Source organism: Chryseobacterium rhizoplanae (assembly GCF_900182655.1).
GTDB classification, from domain to species: domain Bacteria; phylum Bacteroidota; class Bacteroidia; order Flavobacteriales; family Weeksellaceae; genus Chryseobacterium; species Chryseobacterium rhizoplanae.
In genome coordinates this window covers 1-16,622 of sequence record NZ_FXTC01000016.1, presented here as the reverse complement: position 1 = coordinate 16,622, position 16,622 = coordinate 1, and the positions used below count along the sequence as shown (strand labels likewise).

Here is a 16,622-nt window from a genome sequence, read left to right as displayed (position 1 = left end):
CTATGCGTTCTTTTCAACAGCCGGAATAGGATCTGCATAATGTGCCAATCCATAGTTTTGTGTCTGAGACAACTCAGGGTTTTTCACGTGCCACTCAAATTCATCTCTGAAGTGACGGATTGCTGCTGCAACCGGCCAGGCTGCTGCATCACCCAACGGACAAATTGTGTTTCCTTCGATTTTTCTCTGGATATCCCAAAGTAGATCGATATCTTCCATTTTTCCTTCTCCTTTCTCGATTTTCTTCAAAATCTTGTACATCCATCCTGTTCCTTCACGGCAAGGTGTACATTGTCCACAACTTTCGTGATTGTAGAATCTCGCTAAAGTCATCGTGTGTTCTACAATACACTGGTCTTCATCCAAAACGATGAAACCTCCTGAACCCATCATGGTACCGGTAGCGAAACCACCGTCTGCCAATGACTCATAGTTCATATATCTTGGCTCTCCGTTCACCGTTCTCAGCAATAGATTAGCTGGAACAATAGGAACAGAACTTCCTCCAGGAATACAAGCCTTTAATTTTTTTCCGTCTTTAATACCGCCGCAATATTCATCGGAATAGATGAATTCTTCTACGGTAATGGTCATGTCGATTTCGTATACACCCGGTTTGTTGATGTTTCCACAAGCAGAAATCAATTTCGTACCTGTAGATCTTCCTACTCCGATTTTAGCATATTCAGCTCCCGTAATATCAATAATTGGAACAATTGCCGCAATAGATTCAACGTTATTTACTACCGTTGGTCTTTCCCAAAGTCCTTTTACAGCCGGGAATGGTGGTTTTAATCTTGGGTTACCTCTTTTTCCTTCAAGAGATTCAAGCAATGCGGTTTCTTCACCACAGATATATGCTCCACCACCTCTCTGAACATAAATTTCACAATCGAAACCTGTTCCCAGGATGTTTTTACCTAAAAATCCTGCTGCTTTGGCTTCTTCAATAGCTTCTTCAAGGATATCCGGAATCCATGAATATTCTCCACGGATGTAGATATAAGAAACATTAGAACCCAAACAGTAAGATGAGATCAGCATTCCCTCGATCAATACATGAGGAAGGAACTCCATTAAATATCTGTCCTTGAAAGTTCCGGGCTCAGATTCATCTGCATTGACAACAAGGTGTCTCGGAACGCCTTCAGGCTTTGCCAGAAAGCTCCATTTCATCCCTGTTGGGAATCCAGCTCCACCACGTCCTCTTAGTCCTGAAGCTTTTACTTCTTCAAGAATTTCGTCAGGAGTCATCTTCAAGGCTTTTTCAGCTGCTGTATAACCTCCCTGTTTACGGTACGTTTCAAAGTAGCGAATACCTTCTATATGTGCGTCTTTAAGTAAAAGTTTTTTACTCATTGTTATTTGCTTATTGCAATTGGCGCGTAGCTTCTTGCATTAATTATGATTAAACGTTAAGTGAATAATTTAAAATCTAAAATGTAGAGTTTAAAATTTCTATTAGTCTAAAGCAAGTTGTCCCTGTCTGCAAAGTTCAAGGATTTCGTCTACTTTTTCTATTGTTAAATTTTCATGAAAGAATTTTCCAAGCTGCATCATTGGTGCATATCCGCATGCTCCAAGACATTCAGCTGGTTTTAATGTGAACATACCGTCTTCAGTAGTTTCTCCATCCTTAATATTCAGTTTGGTTCTGATATGGTCAAGGATTTTTTCGCTTCCGCAAACCATGCAAGGTCCTGTTCTGCAAACTTCCAAAACATATTTACCTACCGGCTTCATATTAAACATGGTATAGAAAGTAGCTACCTCATATACTTCAATCGGTTGGATACTTAATAGTTCGGCCACATAATCCATTACAGGAACATCTAACCATCCTCCGAATTCTTTCTGTGCTAAGTGAAGTACAGGAAGAAGAGCAGATTTCTGTCTTCCTTCAGGATATCTTGCGATAATTTTATGTACCTGTGCTAAACTTTCCGGTTTAAAAGCTATTGTTTCGCTCATTTTTTATCTAAGATTAAAGAACATAGAAAAAGAGAGAGTAGACTCTGAAATTCGTGTCCTAAATTCAATTTATATTGGGTGATGAAAGTCTTTTATCTTTCATCTATTTTCTAAATTCTAATTATGCGTCTAATTCTCCCGCAATAATATTCATACTACACATTGTTACAATGGCATCTGAAATTACAGAACCTGTAATCATTTCAGGGTATGCCTGATAGTAGATGAAACATGGTCTTCTGAAGTGAAGTCTGTAAGGACTTCTTCCTCCATCACTCACAAGATAGAATCCTAATTCTCCGTTTCCACCTTCTACAGCGTGGTACACTTCTCCTTTCGGTACATCAGTTTCTCCCATTACAATTTTGAAATGGTAGATTAATGCTTCCATTTTCTGGTATACATCTGCCTTTTCAGGAAGATAGAAGTCCGGAACATCCGCGTGGAATGGCCCTTCCGGAAGATTTTCGTATGCTTGTTTAATAATTTTGATTGATTCCCAGATTTCCTGTTGACGAACCATGAAACGGTCGTAAGTATCTCCTGAAGTTCCTACAGGAATAATGAAGTCGAAATCTTCATAGGAAGAATAAGGCTGTGCAACTCTTACATCATAATCTACTCCTGCTGCACGTAAGTTGGGACCTGTGAAACCGTAGCTTAATGCTCTTTCGGCAGAAATAGCTCCTGTACCGATGGTTCTGTCCATAAAAATTCTGTTTCTTTCCAATAGGGTACAGAATTCTTTGAATCTTGGTGGGAATGTTTTTAGGAAGTCCTGTAATAACTCATGGAATTTTGGAGTGAAATCTCTCTCAAAACCTCCGATTCTTCCCATATTGGTTGTCATTCTGGCTCCGCAGATCTGCTCATACATATCATAAATACGTTCTCTTTCGATGAACATATAAGTAAGACCTGTAATAGCTCCTGAGTCCATTCCGGTTACCCCGTTGCAGATCAGGTGGTCACCGATTCTTGCCAGCTCCATTAAGATAACACGCATATAGTCTACACGCTTTGGAACTTTAACGCCAATCAGTTTCTCTACTGTCATGTGCCAACCTAAGTTGTTGATGGGTGCAGAACAGTAATTCATACGGTCCGTAAGGGTAGTGATCTGAGAGTAGTTTCTTCTTTCAGAAATTTTCTCAAATGCTCTGTGGATATATCCTACCGTTTGCTCAGCGTGAAGAATTCTCTCTCCGTCCATCGTTAAGATATTCTGGAAAATCCCGTGAGTAGCAGGGTGGGTAGGTCCTAAATTGAGGGTATATAATTGTCCGTCAATCTGTTCCTTACTTTCGTACTGGTTTAGTATATTAGATAATGAGTTATCTTTCATAATGATTGCTTTTAGCTATTTGCTTCTGGCTATTGGCTAGCTGCCATTGGCCATTCGCATTTTATCTTCCGAACATATTATCGTCCTTATCGGTTCTGGTACCGTCTTCAAGTCGATATTCTTTCAACATTGGGTGGTATCCCAGATCTTCCATATTCAAAATAGGTCTTAGATCCGGGTGTCCTTTAAATTTAATCCCATAGAAATCATACGTTTCTCTTTCCATCCAGTTAGCTCCGGCATAGAGCTCAGTAAGAGAATCTACTTCAATATTTTCTCTGGACATGAATATTTTCAGACGTAATCTGAAATTGGCCATCATATTATGCAAATGGTAGACAACGCCTATTTCCTTTTCAGGGAATTCAGGGTAATGAATACCGCAGATATCCGTAAGGAAATTAAATTCCAAAGACGAATCTTTAAGGTAGTGAATGATCTTCTTGATATCTTCTTTCTTCACTTCAATGGTCAGCATTCCATAAGGTTCTGAGCTTGAAATGACAGATTCCGGAAATTCTCTTGTGATTGCTTCTAATACAAATTCGTTTGTCATTTCCGTTTAGTTGCTTATGTTGTAAGAATCTAATAATTTCTGATATTCAGGCATGTCTCTTCTTCTGATGCTTTCGCTTTCTGCAAGAGCCTGTACCTGCATTACTCCTTCAATGATCTGTTCAGGTCTTGGAGGACATCCAGGAACATAAACGTCTACCGGAATAATCTTATCAATTCCCTGAAGTACAGAATATGTATCAAAAATACCACCGCTGGAAGCACAAGCTCCAACTGCTACTACCCATTTCGGCTCTGCCATCTGAGTATAAACTTCTTTCAGGACTGGTCCTAATTTCTTCGATATAGTTCCGCAAACCATCAGCATATCTGCTTGTCTTGGAGAGAAAGAGTTCCTTTCCATACCAAATCTTGAAGCATCATAGGTTGGGTTTAGGGTAGCCATAAACTCAATACCACAACAAGAGGTAGCAAAAGGTAACGGCCAAAGTGAAAACTTTCTTGCCATCCCGATTACACTGCTCAGTTTTGTTGCGAAAAACCCTTCTCCTTCATATCCTTCGGGAGCAGGTGCATCTGTTCTTATTACTGGTTTTTTATCTGACATTTTCTTTTGTTAAATATTTAAAGATTATAGCATTTAAAATGGATCATTTCTGATTTCAATGATTAAATTGCTCAATCTTTTAATGTTAAAATTTATTTATCCCAATCCAGCGCACCGCGTTTCCAGACATAGAAAAACGCTACGAAGAATATCGCAACGAACGTAAGCACTGCAAGGAATCCTTCCATGCCGAATTCTCTAAAGTTTACTGCGTAAGGATAAAAGAATACGATTTCAATATCGAATAGTACGAACAATACCGCAGTCAGGAAGTACTTGATAGAAAACGGTGTTCTTGCATTCCCTTCTACAGGAATCCCGCATTCCCAGCTTTGGTTTTTTACAGAGTTTCCTTTTTTCTGCTGTGGACCCAGGAAATGTGCCCCAAGCAAAGAAACAGCTACAAATCCTACTGCTACACCAGCCTGGATAAGGATTGGAATATAACTTTCAGGTAAATTCATTTTTGCATTATTATCTCAATTTGCAAATTTAGCGAATAAACAAGAAAGCATGAAATTAATCAGCTTAAAAGTAGGGTGAAAATGAGTTAAATCGGTAATTTAGAATCAATAAAAATTAGCTTTTGGTAATTATTTTTTTATATGTTTTTTCCCCTTTTTTCGTAGCAGGTGCCAAAAAATATATCCCATCATGGGTGTTGAAGATATTTTAGCATCCTCTAATGTGTGAAAATGTTGAGCTATATTCAGGTTAGCGGAGGCCTGTCTTGTATTTTATTTCTTCATTTTCCTTAGAACAGAATACGCCATAAAAGAAATGTATCCGAAAAGAATACTGGCAAAAAGGATGTTGATGACAGTATTGGTTCTATCATCCGGTGACTGAAAAAATAAGTTATAACTGATAAATCCAGCGATTAGAATAGCGAAAATAATAAGCTGTGGTTTCATAAAGTAAAGTTAAGGATTTCTGGGCTTAGGCAGTTGATAAAGGGTGAGTTTGCAATTGTTTTCGGGATGCAGGACTGGATATTTCCTGCACCCTGTAATGCAATATTACTTATTCACTTCCATTGAATAGGTTCTTCTTCTCTTATGATTCACCGGATTATAATCCTGCCATAAGAGCTGCACACTTTTATTTTCTTCAAGTTCAGGATTGGTTTCTGCGAAATTAATTCCCATACTGGTAAATCGCACGAAAATCTCTTTGAAGATAATAGCCGTTACACCACGTCTTTGATATTCAGGATGAATTCCGATAAGATAAAAGTTGGCTCTGTCATTTTTTTTGCCGGCTTGTAAGAAATGCCACCATCCGAAAGGAAATAATTTTCCTTTTGATTTTTGTAAAGCTTTAGAATAAGAAGGCATTGTAATGGCGAAAGAAACCAGTTGCTGATTTTCATCCACAACGCAGATCACATAATTTTTATCAATGAACGGGAAATATTTCTCTTTGTATGTTTTGATCTGCTCATCAGAAATTGGAGTATAAGTAGAAAGGTGCTTATAGGTTTCATCCAGCAACTTGAACATAGGTTCTACATAAGGAAGAATTTCTTCCTTTGATTTGAATCTAAGAACACTGAGTTTATATTTCTGAGCGATCAGTCCACTGAATTTTTCTACTTTTTCAGGAAGTACTTTCGGGAAATTCATTTCGTATTCTACCCATTCTTTTTCTTTAACCAGTCCAAGATTTTCAAGATGCTTAGGATAATAGGCATGATTGTAAATTCCAATCATTGTTGCCAGTTTATCAAATCCCATTGTCAGCATGCCGGCTTTATCAAGATTGGTGAATCCCATAGGGCCTTCAATCTTATTGATGTCATGTTCTTTGGCATAATCAATAGCAGTCTGGATCAACGCTTTAGAAACTTCAGTATCATCAATGAAATCTATCCATCCAAACCGTACTTTTTTTATGTCTAATTCTTTTTCCTCCTTATGGTTGATAATGACGGCAATTCTTCCCACTACCTTACTGTCTTTTACGGCCAGAAACTGCTTGGATTCGGAATAGTGGAATGCCGGATTTTCATTGGCATCCCAGATTTTCATTTCGTCTTTGATAAAAGATGGAACATAGTACGGATTATTTTTGTACAGATCCATCGGAAATTTTACGAATTGCTTGAGTTGACCGGCTGTTTTTACTTCAATAATTGAAACCTTAGACATAATTTTTGATGGTAATTTAAGGACAAATATAAATAATAATATCTTATACTTTGGCACAGTTTTTACATCATTATGGATAAAAATTAAACACAAAATCTATATAAAATGGCGGGTTATTATATCATTATTGGTATTTCAATGTTGGTGAGCTGGTGGGTTTCTTCCAGGTTGAAGTCAAAATTTGAATATTATTCCAATGTGCACCTTCGAAATGGTCTTTCGGGGAAAGAAGTAGCGGAGAAAATGTTGAGAGATAACGGGATCAATGATGTTCAGGTAATTTCAGTTCCTGGGCAGTTGACGGACCATTATAATCCGGCAGATAAAACAGTGAACCTTTCTGAAGGGGTTTATATGCAGAGAAATGCCGCCGCCGCCGCAGTAGCAGCGCATGAATGCGGACACGCAGTACAGCATGCCGTAGGATACTCTATGTTGAATTTACGTTCAAAACTGGTTCCTATTGTTAATATAAGTTCCAATCTTATGCAATTTGTTCTTATAGCGGGTATCGCGGTAATGGCTGCATCAAGAACAATGGAGAATCCCAATGGAAATACAACCGTTCTTGCCATTGGAGTTGCGATGTTTGCGGTGACAACCCTTTTTGCTTTTGTAACACTTCCTGTGGAATATGATGCAAGTAACAGAGCTATGAAATGGCTTAAAGATACAGGGACTGTAACTGCAGAAGAATTTGTAGGAGTACAGGACAGCCTGAAATGGGCCGCAAGAACGTACGTGGTGGCAGCCTTAGGGTCTTTGGCACAGCTTCTTTACTGGGGATCATTACTTCTTGGTGGGAGAAGGGATTAATCATTAAATTCAAATGAAACATATTGCATCTCGGAGAGTTTTTCCGAGATGTTTTCTTTTTGTGCAAGCTTCAACGAGGCTGTAAGGATACAGTTTTCATTAGCATCAAAATTCAAAACCTTGGCATCAAATTTTGAAAGCAGGGTAAATATTGTATTTTGCTGATTAAAATTAAACTGAATCTCTATCTCTGTTTCCAGTTCACGGGTAATCATTCGGGCTTCTTCCAATGTCATCTTTGCAGATTCCTTATAAGCCTTTACTAATCCCGAAACCCCTAGTTTGGTTCCTCCGTAATAACGGACTACAATCACAAGAATATTGGTAACCTCGTTAGCCAACAATTGGTTGTAAATAGGTAATCCCGCACTTCCGGAAGGTTCACCATCATCATTGGCGCGATAGTTTTCACCATGTAATCCCATTCTGAAAGCATAACAGTGGTGGGTAGCTTTCGGATGTTCTTCCCTTATTTTTTCCAGTGCGCTCTTTAGTTCTCTTTCATTGGTTACCGGGAAAGCAAATCCGATAAACTTGCTCCCTTTTTCCTTTAAAAGAGTATTTTCTATGGGTTTTTCTATGGTTTTGTATTCAAACGTCATTGTAAATTCCGGCTTTAATTATGCAAAAATATTAAATGCTTTAGTATTCTGCATCATGATCATAAATTAAGCCGTCAGAATTTGACGGCTTATCTATTTTCTATGTAAAATTACACTCTTACATTACATCTCCGCACAGTTCCATTGGGATCAGACACATATAACTTGTAGGACCGCAAAAATCCTGAGGACATTGATCTCTACAACGTGTAGGTTGTCCGGTAGGGAGTATACATGTTACAAAAATACCTCCTTTAATGGTTTTCATATGGGCTCTGGATACCTTGTTCAAATTTTTCATGGTAATATTTTGTTTGATTAATTCGAAAATACTAACATGGGAATGTTCCATCTGCCCAAGGTGGCGGACAGCTCATACTTGAAGGCGTTGCACAGCAGTGCTGTAATGAAGGTGGATAAAATGAGCAGCATTCAGGAGCATTTCCTCCGTTTACTTTTTTCAAACTCTGTCTTGAAACTTTCTTTAAATTTTTCATAGTAATTTTTTTGTATAACTAATGTAAAGAAATTATTTCATTCAGTAGTGATAAAGTGCTTTTATTTTAGTCTGAAGAAAGAAACCATATTGTCTCTGAAATTTTCAATTTTAGTTGCTGTATGGTTGAATTCCGGTGCTTTTGTTCCGTTTTCCAGCTTCAGATTTTCATTTTTGATGACTATAGCTTCGTCCCAAAGGTTAGCATTGATAAACTGTTGCAGCGTAAAACGGCCGCCTTCAATAATCACAGACTGTATCTGTTCCTTATACAATACTTCCATAAGTTCAGGCAGGAAATTTTCCTTGTTTATTTTAATGAATTGGATAGATCCTTCGCTACCTTCTTTTACACTATTTAAAACCAATGTTTTTGCTTCATTATTGTAAATGTTGTAACCGGGAGGAACTTTTAAATCAAAATCGATGAGAATTCTTACAGGGTTTGTCCCTTCTGTATTTCTTACGGTAAGACTCGGGTTGTCATTTAAGGCCGTTTGGGTTCCTACTAAAATAGCATGTTCGTCAGCTCTTAACTGGTGAACAAACTGATTTACGAGGGTGTTGGAAACTGCTGTTGGTTTAAAGTCTTTATCCAAAAAGCCATCACCTGATTCTGCCCATTTTAAGATAATGTAAGGTCTTTTCTTTTCATGGTAGGTGAAAAATCTTTTATTAAGTTCAATACATTCTTGTTCAAGAATTCCTGAAACGGCTTCAATTCCTGCATCCTGGATGATTTTCTTTCCTTTGCCATTGACTTTGTCATGGGAGTCCATAGCGCCAATAACTACTTTTTTAAATCCTAATTCTTTAATCTTTAAAGCACAAGGAGGTGTTTTTCCAAAGTGCGCACAGGGTTCCAGAGAAACGTAGATGGTAGATTCCGGAATAAGATCTTTATTTTTAACGGAATTGATGGCGTTAATCTCAGCATGGTTTTCTCCGGCTTTGTGATGGTAGCCTTCACCAATGATCTCTCCATTGTGTACGATCACGCTTCCTACAAGAGGGTTGGGGTAGGTGTTGCCAAGAGCTTTCTGAGCCAGCTCAATACATCTTTTGATATACAGTTCGTCGTTGTTCATATTGATAAAAAGAAAAAGCGAAGACAAATTGCTTTGCTCCGCCTTTATTTATTTTGTTACCTGTTAATCTCCGCTGATAATGCTGTGGAGATTCTGCTTTAATGTTTCCAGATGAGCTTTTTTCTCATCAATGGTATTGTAAGTGTCTCTTAAAAGAGGATTTTCCCTTGATGGTTTGTTGAAGAAAGAAAGGTTGTTTTCCAGTTTTACAATTTCAGCTTCAAGATCAGAAATCTGGTTTTTGATCTTTCTTGCTTTATCAGTAAGTTGGTTTTCAGACAGACCTTCTTCTTTCAGTTCAAGTTCGTTGATTTTGTTTATTTTCAATTTCTCTCTTAACGTCTTGTTGAATTCTGAGTTGATTGAAATTTTATCTCTAGGAACTTTGCCGATGTTGTTCCATGATGTTTTGATCTGCTCAATTCTTTCGATGCTGCCTTCTTCATTGGAAACCAATTTCAATTCATCAAGAAGCGCTTTTTTGTTTTTATAGTTTTCTTTCCAGTTATCAGTAGAAGTATTGCTTTTCTCTCTGTAGTTGTTGAAGAACGCATTACATGCATCACGGAATTCATCCCAGATTTTGTTGGTCATGCTCTTTGGAACGTGGCCTACTTTTTTCCAGTCTTCCTGCAGTTTTTTGAATAATGGAACTGAAATATCCCATTCTTCATTGTTCATATTGTCCTGTGCTGTCTGGATCAGTTTTAATTTCTCTTCAAGATTCGCTTGTTGTGAACCTTTCAACGATTTGTAATAATTATTTTTCGTTGTATTAAAACCTCTGAGTGTTGTTTTGAAATCATTCCAGTTTTGGTTGGATAATTTTCTTGGAACACTTCCGGTTTTTAAGAATTCAGAGCGTAAATCTTCAACTCTTTTGATGGCATTTTGCCAGTAGTTGTGATTAGGCGTTTCTGATGGCTCAGAAAGTTTCTTGATTTCAGCGATGATCTCGTTTTTCTTTTCAAGATTTACAGTCTGCTCTTTTTCAATAGATGCGGAAAGCTCAGATTTTCTCTCGTGAATTTTGTTGGAAATTTCTTTGAATTCTTCCCATGTTTTTTCACGGAATTCCTCTGCAACAGGCTCAGCTTCTTCTTTCCAAAGTTTATGAAGATACTGAAGCTCATTTAAAGCCTTCTGAATTACCGGTTCGTTTTCCAGTTCCTTAGCACGTGCAATGATATGCTCTCTCTTTTCAAGGTTGTGGCTGTATTCCTGCTCCAGAAATTCTTTATTCAGATCCAGCATCTGATAAAACTGGTTCAGGTGGTGGAAATAGTTGTTATTAAGAATTTTGAATTCAGATTTTGCAACCTGTCCGGCTTTTGACCAGTCTTCTTTAATTTCACGGATGGATTTGAAAAGATTGATCCCCGGTTCAGAACTGGTGTATAGATTTTTAAGTCTTTCAATAATATTTTGACGGTGTTCAAGGTTTTTCTTCTGCTCTTCTTCCTGTCCTTTCTGGAAGCTGTCATGTTTCTCCTTGAAAATATTAACCAATGCAGAATATTTATTCTGAGAAGGATGCTCATAGCTGAAGTTTTCAGCAGGATTTCCGGCTTCTACATATTCATGCTTTTTATCCTCCACTTCATCATGGATATAGTGACTTGCTTTTTCCTTCAGCAGGTTGAATCTTTTGAAATTCTCGCCGGCATTGGGAGTGTTAATGATTTTCTCCATTTCCTTTAAAGCATCAGTCAGGGAAATTTCTACCTCTTCATGTTCTTCCAGGTGCTCTGCATCCTCTTCATGTCGGTTTGCATCATGAGAAACCGTGTTTTCTGATGGGTCCTGAGATACTTCGTTAGGATTGTTCTTTTCTTCGTTTTCAGAAAGATTGTTTTCTGTAGTCATAGCAAATCTTTTATGTGAGTGGCGTTTTATATCCTTTAAATATAGCTGTAAGGCCAATTAAAGCACTAATTTATGTTATTTTTTTTGAAAATTCCAAATTTCCCAAGCTTTTTCTGCTTGCTGTTCAAGCATATAATACCCGTTCACTGTCTTTGCTCCTTTTTCAGAGGCATTGATGATGAACTGAGTGTAGTTGGGATTGTAAATCAGATCGATGACCAGGTGTTCAGAAGAAAGCCCGTCAAAAGGGAAATTGAGGCAGTCTTTAACATTCGGGAAAGTACCTACCGGTGTACACTGAATGATTATTTTGTGCTTTGCAACGGTTTCTTTATCAAGATTTTCAAAATTGATTTCCGTACTTCTGGAAATAGTTACAGAAGGAATATTATGTTTATCTAAAGTATATTTTACTGCTTTTGCAGCACCGCCGTTTCCTAAGATCAATGCTTTGTCCTGTGAAGGGGTTTTGTGTAAAAGAAGGGTCTTTTCAAATCCATAAGCATCTGTATTATAGCCGGTTTTTTTACCATTCTGAATAAGAACACAGTTTACAGCGCCTATTTTCTCTGCTTCATCGCTTAACTCATCAAGATAATCAATGATTTTTTCTTTGTAGGGAATGGTAACATTGAATCCTAGCAGATCCGGAGAAGCAAAAAGGTTTTCCACTTCATTGATTTCGTTCAGATCAAAAATATCATAGGAGAAGTTCTTCAGCATGAGCTTCTGGAACTTGTTTTCGAAGAATTTTTTAGAAAAAGAATAGGAAATATTTTTTCCTATCAATCCTAATTTTTTATTGGAATCCATAGATCAAATGTAAAAAAAAGACCGGATAAATCCGGCCTTGTTTGAAATATTTTTTAATAATTAATCTACGATAAATTTAGTAGAGAAATTATCTGTTTTCAGGATGTAAGTTCCTTTTACAATACCTTTAAGGTTGATTTTATTTGAATGTTTGAAAGGATTAGCGATCGTTTCAATTAATTTTCCTGAAAGGTCATAGATGTCGGCTTTTGAAATTTTGCCAAGGTTTTCTCCTTTTACAAATAATTCATTATTTCTTACCGGGTTAGGATAGATCGTGAATTCTGATTTGTTTTTTTGAGTTTCAGCAGTTCCTAATGTACCGAAACATGCCCAGCTAAGGTCATCCAAAGCAACTCTGTTGGAAGTTGAAGAATTGGTCAGCTTAATAACAACATTTCCGCTTACGTTGATATTGTTAATAGTAGTTGTAGTAACAACATTGCTGTAAGGAATAGTTCCTACATTCACATCGTTTACAAAAACATTGAAATATCCTGCGTTTCCAGAGAATTTCAGTTGTGTTGTTAAAGTTAAACTCTGGATTCCGCTTGAAAGTGTTGAACTTGTTAAAGAACCATTTCTGATGGTGATGGCTTTATTGTTGATGGTCTGGTCAACTCTTGCGTCTGTAGCAGTCCATGAAATTCCGTTGTTCGTCCAGTTGGCTGTCAGATAAGTATTTGCTGCACCGGTGATCATTTCAAAATCTTCTGTTCCACAGCTTCCACCTCCTACAGGTGTGTCAAGAGTAGTTTCTGTAGCCGTTGTACTTTGTGGAGATGAGTTCCCGAAAGCATCTTTAGCAATTACATAGAAAGTATATTGAGTCAGTGGAGCCAATCCGGATACAATTGTAGAAGTTGTTGTACCGGAAACATTAGCTTTTAATGCACCGTTAGCATAAACCTGATAAGAAGTTACTCCTACGTTATCTGTAGCGGCAGTCCAGCTTACAGCGATAGAGTTGGAGGTTGGGTTGTTGGCAACAACATTGGTTGCTGCTGTAGGTGCTTGATTATCAATTACCGGAGAACCCCAGATTTGAGTAACATATTCAGGGTGGTCAATGAAAGGGTTTCTGTTTCCCTGGTATGTATAAGAAGCATTGTTTCTGGCAATTTCTTCTGCAGATACAGGATCCATTGCATTCCATGCTAAATATTGATTCAGTGCCCAAGGCTGTAGTCCCGGGAATGCTGTATTGCCAAGCATATCACCGGAAGTGAAATTAGAAAGCTGGCCTTCGTATCTTGTTACAAAATAAAAGAACATTCTGGCAATATCTCCTTTAAAAGCATCAATGGGTTCAAATACAGTACCTGAGTATCCTGGTGATACGGATGTCCCTAATTTTGATCCGTTTTTAGAGATGAAAGAAGTGGCACCAACAACTCCGAAAGGGTAGTTGGATCTCATTCCGTTTACTTTTCCATCAGTAGCACGGATAAAATGAATATCAGCTACCATAGGGGAAGCACTGTTGAATAAACTCTGAGGAATTACGTGCTCTCTGTTGTAGCAGTCCCCTTCATTAGCATAGCCATTAGATCCACATTGGCTGGTTCCCAGGGTGAAATTATATAGATCAGGTCCATTTGGATTTTCAGAATAAATATCCAGAATAGTTCCGTCATTTTCATAAAAATAATCACGGTCAGTAGTAGCATAGCCTGTCCATAAACCACCATAGCCATGATCTACATGTCCATTGGTGATAATGTCTTTAAGAGCTGTTTTAAGAGCAGCACCTGTTAAGGTTGGCGATTGATTGTAATATCCTGCGGGAGCTTGTGCAAAACCGCCGATAAATGTTATACTTAACAGTAAAAAAGATAAAATTCGTTTCATTTATTTAAAATTGGGGCGTAAAGGTACGAAAAAATGAAACCGAAGTATATTAACTTAATGTAATATATAAACTTAGAATCTTATTTCTTAGTAATATATTCCTTACTGATTTTTGAAAAGAACCATGAAATAGTGATCCCGAACAAAGAAGCTGTAAGGGCTACGATAAGATAATTTTTTCCTACAATTTTTACCGGGAATGGCAGTACTTCATTGGCTCTGAAAAACTCTGTGTAGAGCTGGAAGTAGCAAAGTGCAGTTCCAAGAATCAATCCCGTAATTACTCCCGAAACAACAATAAGAAGCCCGGTGTAGAAATAGGTCAATCTTAAATGACTTAAAGGAAAGCCAAGTGAAATAAGTGATTTTGCCTGTTCCTTTTTATCGAGCTGAAGGATAATGATGGCTCCGGCAAGGTTAAAGGTAGTAATGAAGATAACCAAGGCAAAAATAAGATAGATAAAAAGTTTTTCAGTATTGATCATTTTCCAGAAAGCGGCATTTTCCTCTTCCTTGGTTTTGATCTCAATATTTTTCCCGAGAGAAGAAAGCAGGCTTTGTTTTACAGCATCTGCATTTTCCGGATTTTTTAGTTTAATGACAATCTGATACGCTGACTTTTTGGGAAGATTAAGTAATTCTTCTGCAAGCTCAATAGGAGAGATGATATAATTGTCCAGTTGATCTTTTCCAGGGAAAACACCGGTTACCGAAATATCTCTTTTATTATAAATGTCTTCTTCTTTATTGATAATCCCTGTTCCCGGTTTAGGCATAAAGACTGTTGCATAATGGTTGGAAGAATCCACAGGAATTGAAAGTCTGTTATCCAGACTGTTTTCCATCAATACTTCATTGGAATATTTGAAGCTTGGATACGTTCCGTAGAAAACATCTTTATTGATAGGGTTTACTTTGACGTAAGCAGAGTCAACGCCTCTTAAATAGGCTATATCTCCTTTCCCATTGAAACTGATGTATACTTTTTCTTCAATAACACGGGAGAAGCTGCTGATTTCTTTATGGGTACCTAATACTTTGTTGACAGTGTCAAGATTTTTAATGGTTTTTCCGGATACACTTTTTAAAGTAAGGTCAGCATGAAGATTAGAAATAAGATCTTTATTCAGATCCTCAAGACCTGAAAAAACAGAAATAATGACGAACATTGCAGTCACAGCAACCGTCATGGCACCCACAGACAGCCACGTAATAAACGTAACCGCGGTACTGCCTTTTTTAGCCAAAAGGTATCTGGATGCTATGTAAAATGCAATATTCTTCAAGATTTATAAAACAGGATTGTCGCCTTCGCCTCTTAATTCTCTTTCCAGTTTTTCAACATCATCCAGAGCAGTGTCAAGGTAGAAGTTAAGCTGTGGAATGATACGTACCTGTTTTGACATTTTCTGTCCGATGAAGTTTCTGTATTGAGCTTTGTTTTCTTCAATCTCCTTCATCACAGCGGTACGGAATTCCTGTGGGAAAATGCTTAAATAAATCTTAGCAATTCCTAAGTCAGCAGTTACTTTTACATCTGAAACAGATACTAAAATACTCTGTTTGCTTTCTGCAGCCTGTTTGCGGAAAAGCTCTGCGAAGTCTTCCTGAATAATCTGTGCTACTTTTCTTTGTCTGTTACTTTCCATAATTTCTGCAAATTTAGTACTTTTGTTTGAATTGATACTTTGAAATTCAACAGGAGTATCAAATTTACGATTTAATTATATTTATTAGTATTTATGAAGCTAGAACATATTGGTATTGCCGTAAAGTCTTTAGGTGTTTCTGATGAGCTTTTTGCCAGATTATTGGGAAAAGAATCCTATAAAAAAGAATCCGTAGAAAGGGAAGGGGTTGTAACTTCTTTCTATGAAACGGGAGAAAGTAAAATTGAGCTGTTGGAAGCCAGTAATCCTGAAAGTCCGATCTCAAAATTCATCGATAAAAAGGGCGAAGGCATCCATCATCTGGCATTTGGGGTTGAAAATATCTTGGAAGAAGTGAAAAGACTGAAAAAAGAAGGATTTCAGTTTATCTCCGAAGAACCCAAAGAAGGCGCTGATAATAAATTAGTTGTCTTCCTGCATCCAAAGTCTACCAACGGCGTGCTGGTAGAACTTTGCCAAGAAAAGCAATAAAAAATTTTGTAGTGAAAGAAATTTTACTATTTTTGCAAACACAAAATTTAACCAAGTTTTGAGGTCCTATAGCTCAGTTGGTTAGAGCACCTGACTCATAATCAGGTGGTCCCTGGTTCGAGCCCAGGTGGGACCACTACAGAAACTCGACAAGCCCCTATTTATGGGGCTTTTTTATTTTCAAAAATCACGACGCTGAAATATACGCTTAAACTTCCTCGGAAAAGCCTTGCTGGATTGACTTCGCAAGGATGTGATTCTATTTTGTAAGTCTTCAAACTAAATTGGACATTTTGTAATAAGTCCTTAAGGAGTATTTAGGTTTATAAATTTATTAATTTCTGTTGAAAATACAATTGT

Annotated in this window: 19 protein-coding genes and 1 tRNA gene; 3 read left to right on the top strand and 17 right to left on the bottom strand. The window is 37.5% G+C overall.

Translation table 11 applies throughout. The features are described 5' to 3' along the window. The 8 genes from nuoF to FN817_RS22290 form a co-directional block, all read right to left on the bottom strand. Entirely contained in the window at window positions 1-1,359 is a 1,359-nt protein-coding gene (gene nuoF, locus FN817_RS22320) for an NADH-quinone oxidoreductase subunit NuoF (protein WP_047423995.1), read from the bottom strand. Window positions 1,360-1,461: 102 nt separating this feature from the next. Then, window positions 1,462-1,971 (bottom strand): NADH-quinone oxidoreductase subunit NuoE family protein, encoded by a 510-nt coding sequence (locus FN817_RS22315; RefSeq protein ID WP_047423997.1) that lies wholly within the window; start codon window positions 1,969-1,971, stop codon window positions 1,462-1,464. A 121-nt stretch (window positions 1,972-2,092) separates the two neighbouring features. Next, window positions 2,093-3,316: an NADH dehydrogenase (quinone) subunit D gene (gene nuoD / locus FN817_RS22310; RefSeq protein ID WP_047423999.1), complete on the bottom strand. Its 1,224-nt coding sequence runs from the start codon at window positions 3,314-3,316 to the stop codon at window positions 2,093-2,095. 61 nt (window positions 3,317-3,377) lie between these two features. Further along, a complete protein-coding gene (locus tag FN817_RS22305; RefSeq protein WP_047424001.1) occupies window positions 3,378-3,872 on the bottom strand; it encodes an NADH-quinone oxidoreductase subunit C in 495 nt (164 codons plus the stop codon). A gap of 6 nt (window positions 3,873-3,878) precedes the next feature. Continuing rightward, window positions 3,879-4,439, bottom strand: a complete 561-nt coding sequence (locus FN817_RS22300) for an NADH-quinone oxidoreductase subunit B (RefSeq protein WP_002983540.1) — start codon at window positions 4,437-4,439, stop codon at window positions 3,879-3,881. A 92-nt stretch (window positions 4,440-4,531) separates the two neighbouring features. Further along, window positions 4,532-4,903, bottom strand: a complete 372-nt coding sequence (locus tag FN817_RS22295) for an NADH-quinone oxidoreductase subunit A (RefSeq protein WP_047377762.1) — start codon at window positions 4,901-4,903, stop codon at window positions 4,532-4,534. A 273-nt stretch (window positions 4,904-5,176) separates the two neighbouring features. Beyond that, entirely contained in the window at window positions 5,177-5,353 is a 177-nt protein-coding gene (locus tag FN817_RS23300) for a hypothetical protein (protein WP_167498924.1), read from the bottom strand. Window positions 5,354-5,458: 105 nt separating this feature from the next. Beyond that, on the bottom strand, window positions 5,459-6,589 hold the full coding sequence (locus FN817_RS22290) for a GTP cyclohydrolase (RefSeq protein WP_142719846.1): 1,131 nt from the start codon (window positions 6,587-6,589) through the stop codon (window positions 5,459-5,461). 105 nt (window positions 6,590-6,694) lie between these two features. Between FN817_RS22290 and FN817_RS22285 the strand changes: the two genes are divergently transcribed. Continuing rightward, window positions 6,695-7,405 carry a zinc metallopeptidase gene (locus FN817_RS22285; RefSeq protein ID WP_142719845.1) on the top strand — a complete coding sequence of 237 codons (711 nt, stop codon included), beginning with the start codon at window positions 6,695-6,697 and terminating at the stop codon, window positions 7,403-7,405. On the opposite strand, the gene FN817_RS22280 is transcribed toward FN817_RS22285, so the two are convergent. The 9 genes from FN817_RS22280 to rbfA form a co-directional block, all read right to left on the bottom strand. After that, window positions 7,402-8,007, bottom strand: coding sequence for an IMPACT family protein (locus FN817_RS22280; RefSeq protein ID WP_142719844.1), 606 nt, complete (start codon window positions 8,005-8,007; stop codon window positions 7,402-7,404). The two genes, FN817_RS22285 and FN817_RS22280, sit on opposite strands and share 4 nt — an antisense overlap. A gap of 118 nt (window positions 8,008-8,125) precedes the next feature. Next, window positions 8,126-8,308, bottom strand: a complete 183-nt coding sequence (locus tag FN817_RS22275) for a bacteriocin-like protein (protein ID WP_142719843.1) — start codon at window positions 8,306-8,308, stop codon at window positions 8,126-8,128. Between the two features lie 31 nt (window positions 8,309-8,339). After that, window positions 8,340-8,504 (bottom strand): bacteriocin-like protein, encoded by a 165-nt coding sequence (locus FN817_RS23295; RefSeq protein ID WP_167498923.1) that lies wholly within the window; start codon window positions 8,502-8,504, stop codon window positions 8,340-8,342. Between the two features lie 61 nt (window positions 8,505-8,565). Beyond that, a complete protein-coding gene (ribD, locus tag FN817_RS22265) occupies window positions 8,566-9,591 on the bottom strand; it encodes a bifunctional diaminohydroxyphosphoribosylaminopyrimidine deaminase/5-amino-6-(5-phosphoribosylamino)uracil reductase RibD (RefSeq protein WP_142719842.1) in 1,026 nt (341 codons plus the stop codon). 63 nt (window positions 9,592-9,654) lie between these two features. Beyond that, a complete protein-coding gene (locus tag FN817_RS22260; protein ID WP_142719841.1) occupies window positions 9,655-11,457 on the bottom strand; it encodes a DUF349 domain-containing protein in 1,803 nt (600 codons plus the stop codon). Between the two features lie 75 nt (window positions 11,458-11,532). After that, window positions 11,533-12,270 (bottom strand): shikimate dehydrogenase family protein, encoded by a 738-nt coding sequence (locus tag FN817_RS22255; RefSeq protein ID WP_142719840.1) that lies wholly within the window; start codon window positions 12,268-12,270, stop codon window positions 11,533-11,535. Between the two features lie 60 nt (window positions 12,271-12,330). After that, window positions 12,331-14,121, bottom strand: a complete 1,791-nt coding sequence (locus tag FN817_RS22250) for an endonuclease (protein ID WP_142719839.1) — start codon at window positions 14,119-14,121, stop codon at window positions 12,331-12,333. An 80-nt stretch (window positions 14,122-14,201) separates the two neighbouring features. Further along, window positions 14,202-15,407 carry an ABC transporter permease gene (locus FN817_RS22245; RefSeq protein WP_142719838.1) on the bottom strand — a complete coding sequence of 402 codons (1,206 nt, stop codon included), beginning with the start codon at window positions 15,405-15,407 and terminating at the stop codon, window positions 14,202-14,204. A 3-nt stretch (window positions 15,408-15,410) separates the two neighbouring features. Next, window positions 15,411-15,770 (bottom strand): 30S ribosome-binding factor RbfA, encoded by a 360-nt coding sequence (gene rbfA / locus FN817_RS22240; RefSeq protein WP_142719837.1) that lies wholly within the window; start codon window positions 15,768-15,770, stop codon window positions 15,411-15,413. A gap of 93 nt (window positions 15,771-15,863) precedes the next feature. Between rbfA and mce the strand changes: the two genes are divergently transcribed. Both mce and FN817_RS22230 read left to right on the top strand, forming a co-directional pair. Further along, entirely contained in the window at window positions 15,864-16,262 is a 399-nt protein-coding gene (gene mce / locus FN817_RS22235; RefSeq protein WP_142719836.1) for a methylmalonyl-CoA epimerase, read from the top strand. A 62-nt stretch (window positions 16,263-16,324) separates the two neighbouring features. Then, window positions 16,325-16,398 (top strand) — tRNA-Ile (locus tag FN817_RS22230). The last annotated feature ends 224 nt before the right edge of the window (window positions 16,399-16,622 follow it).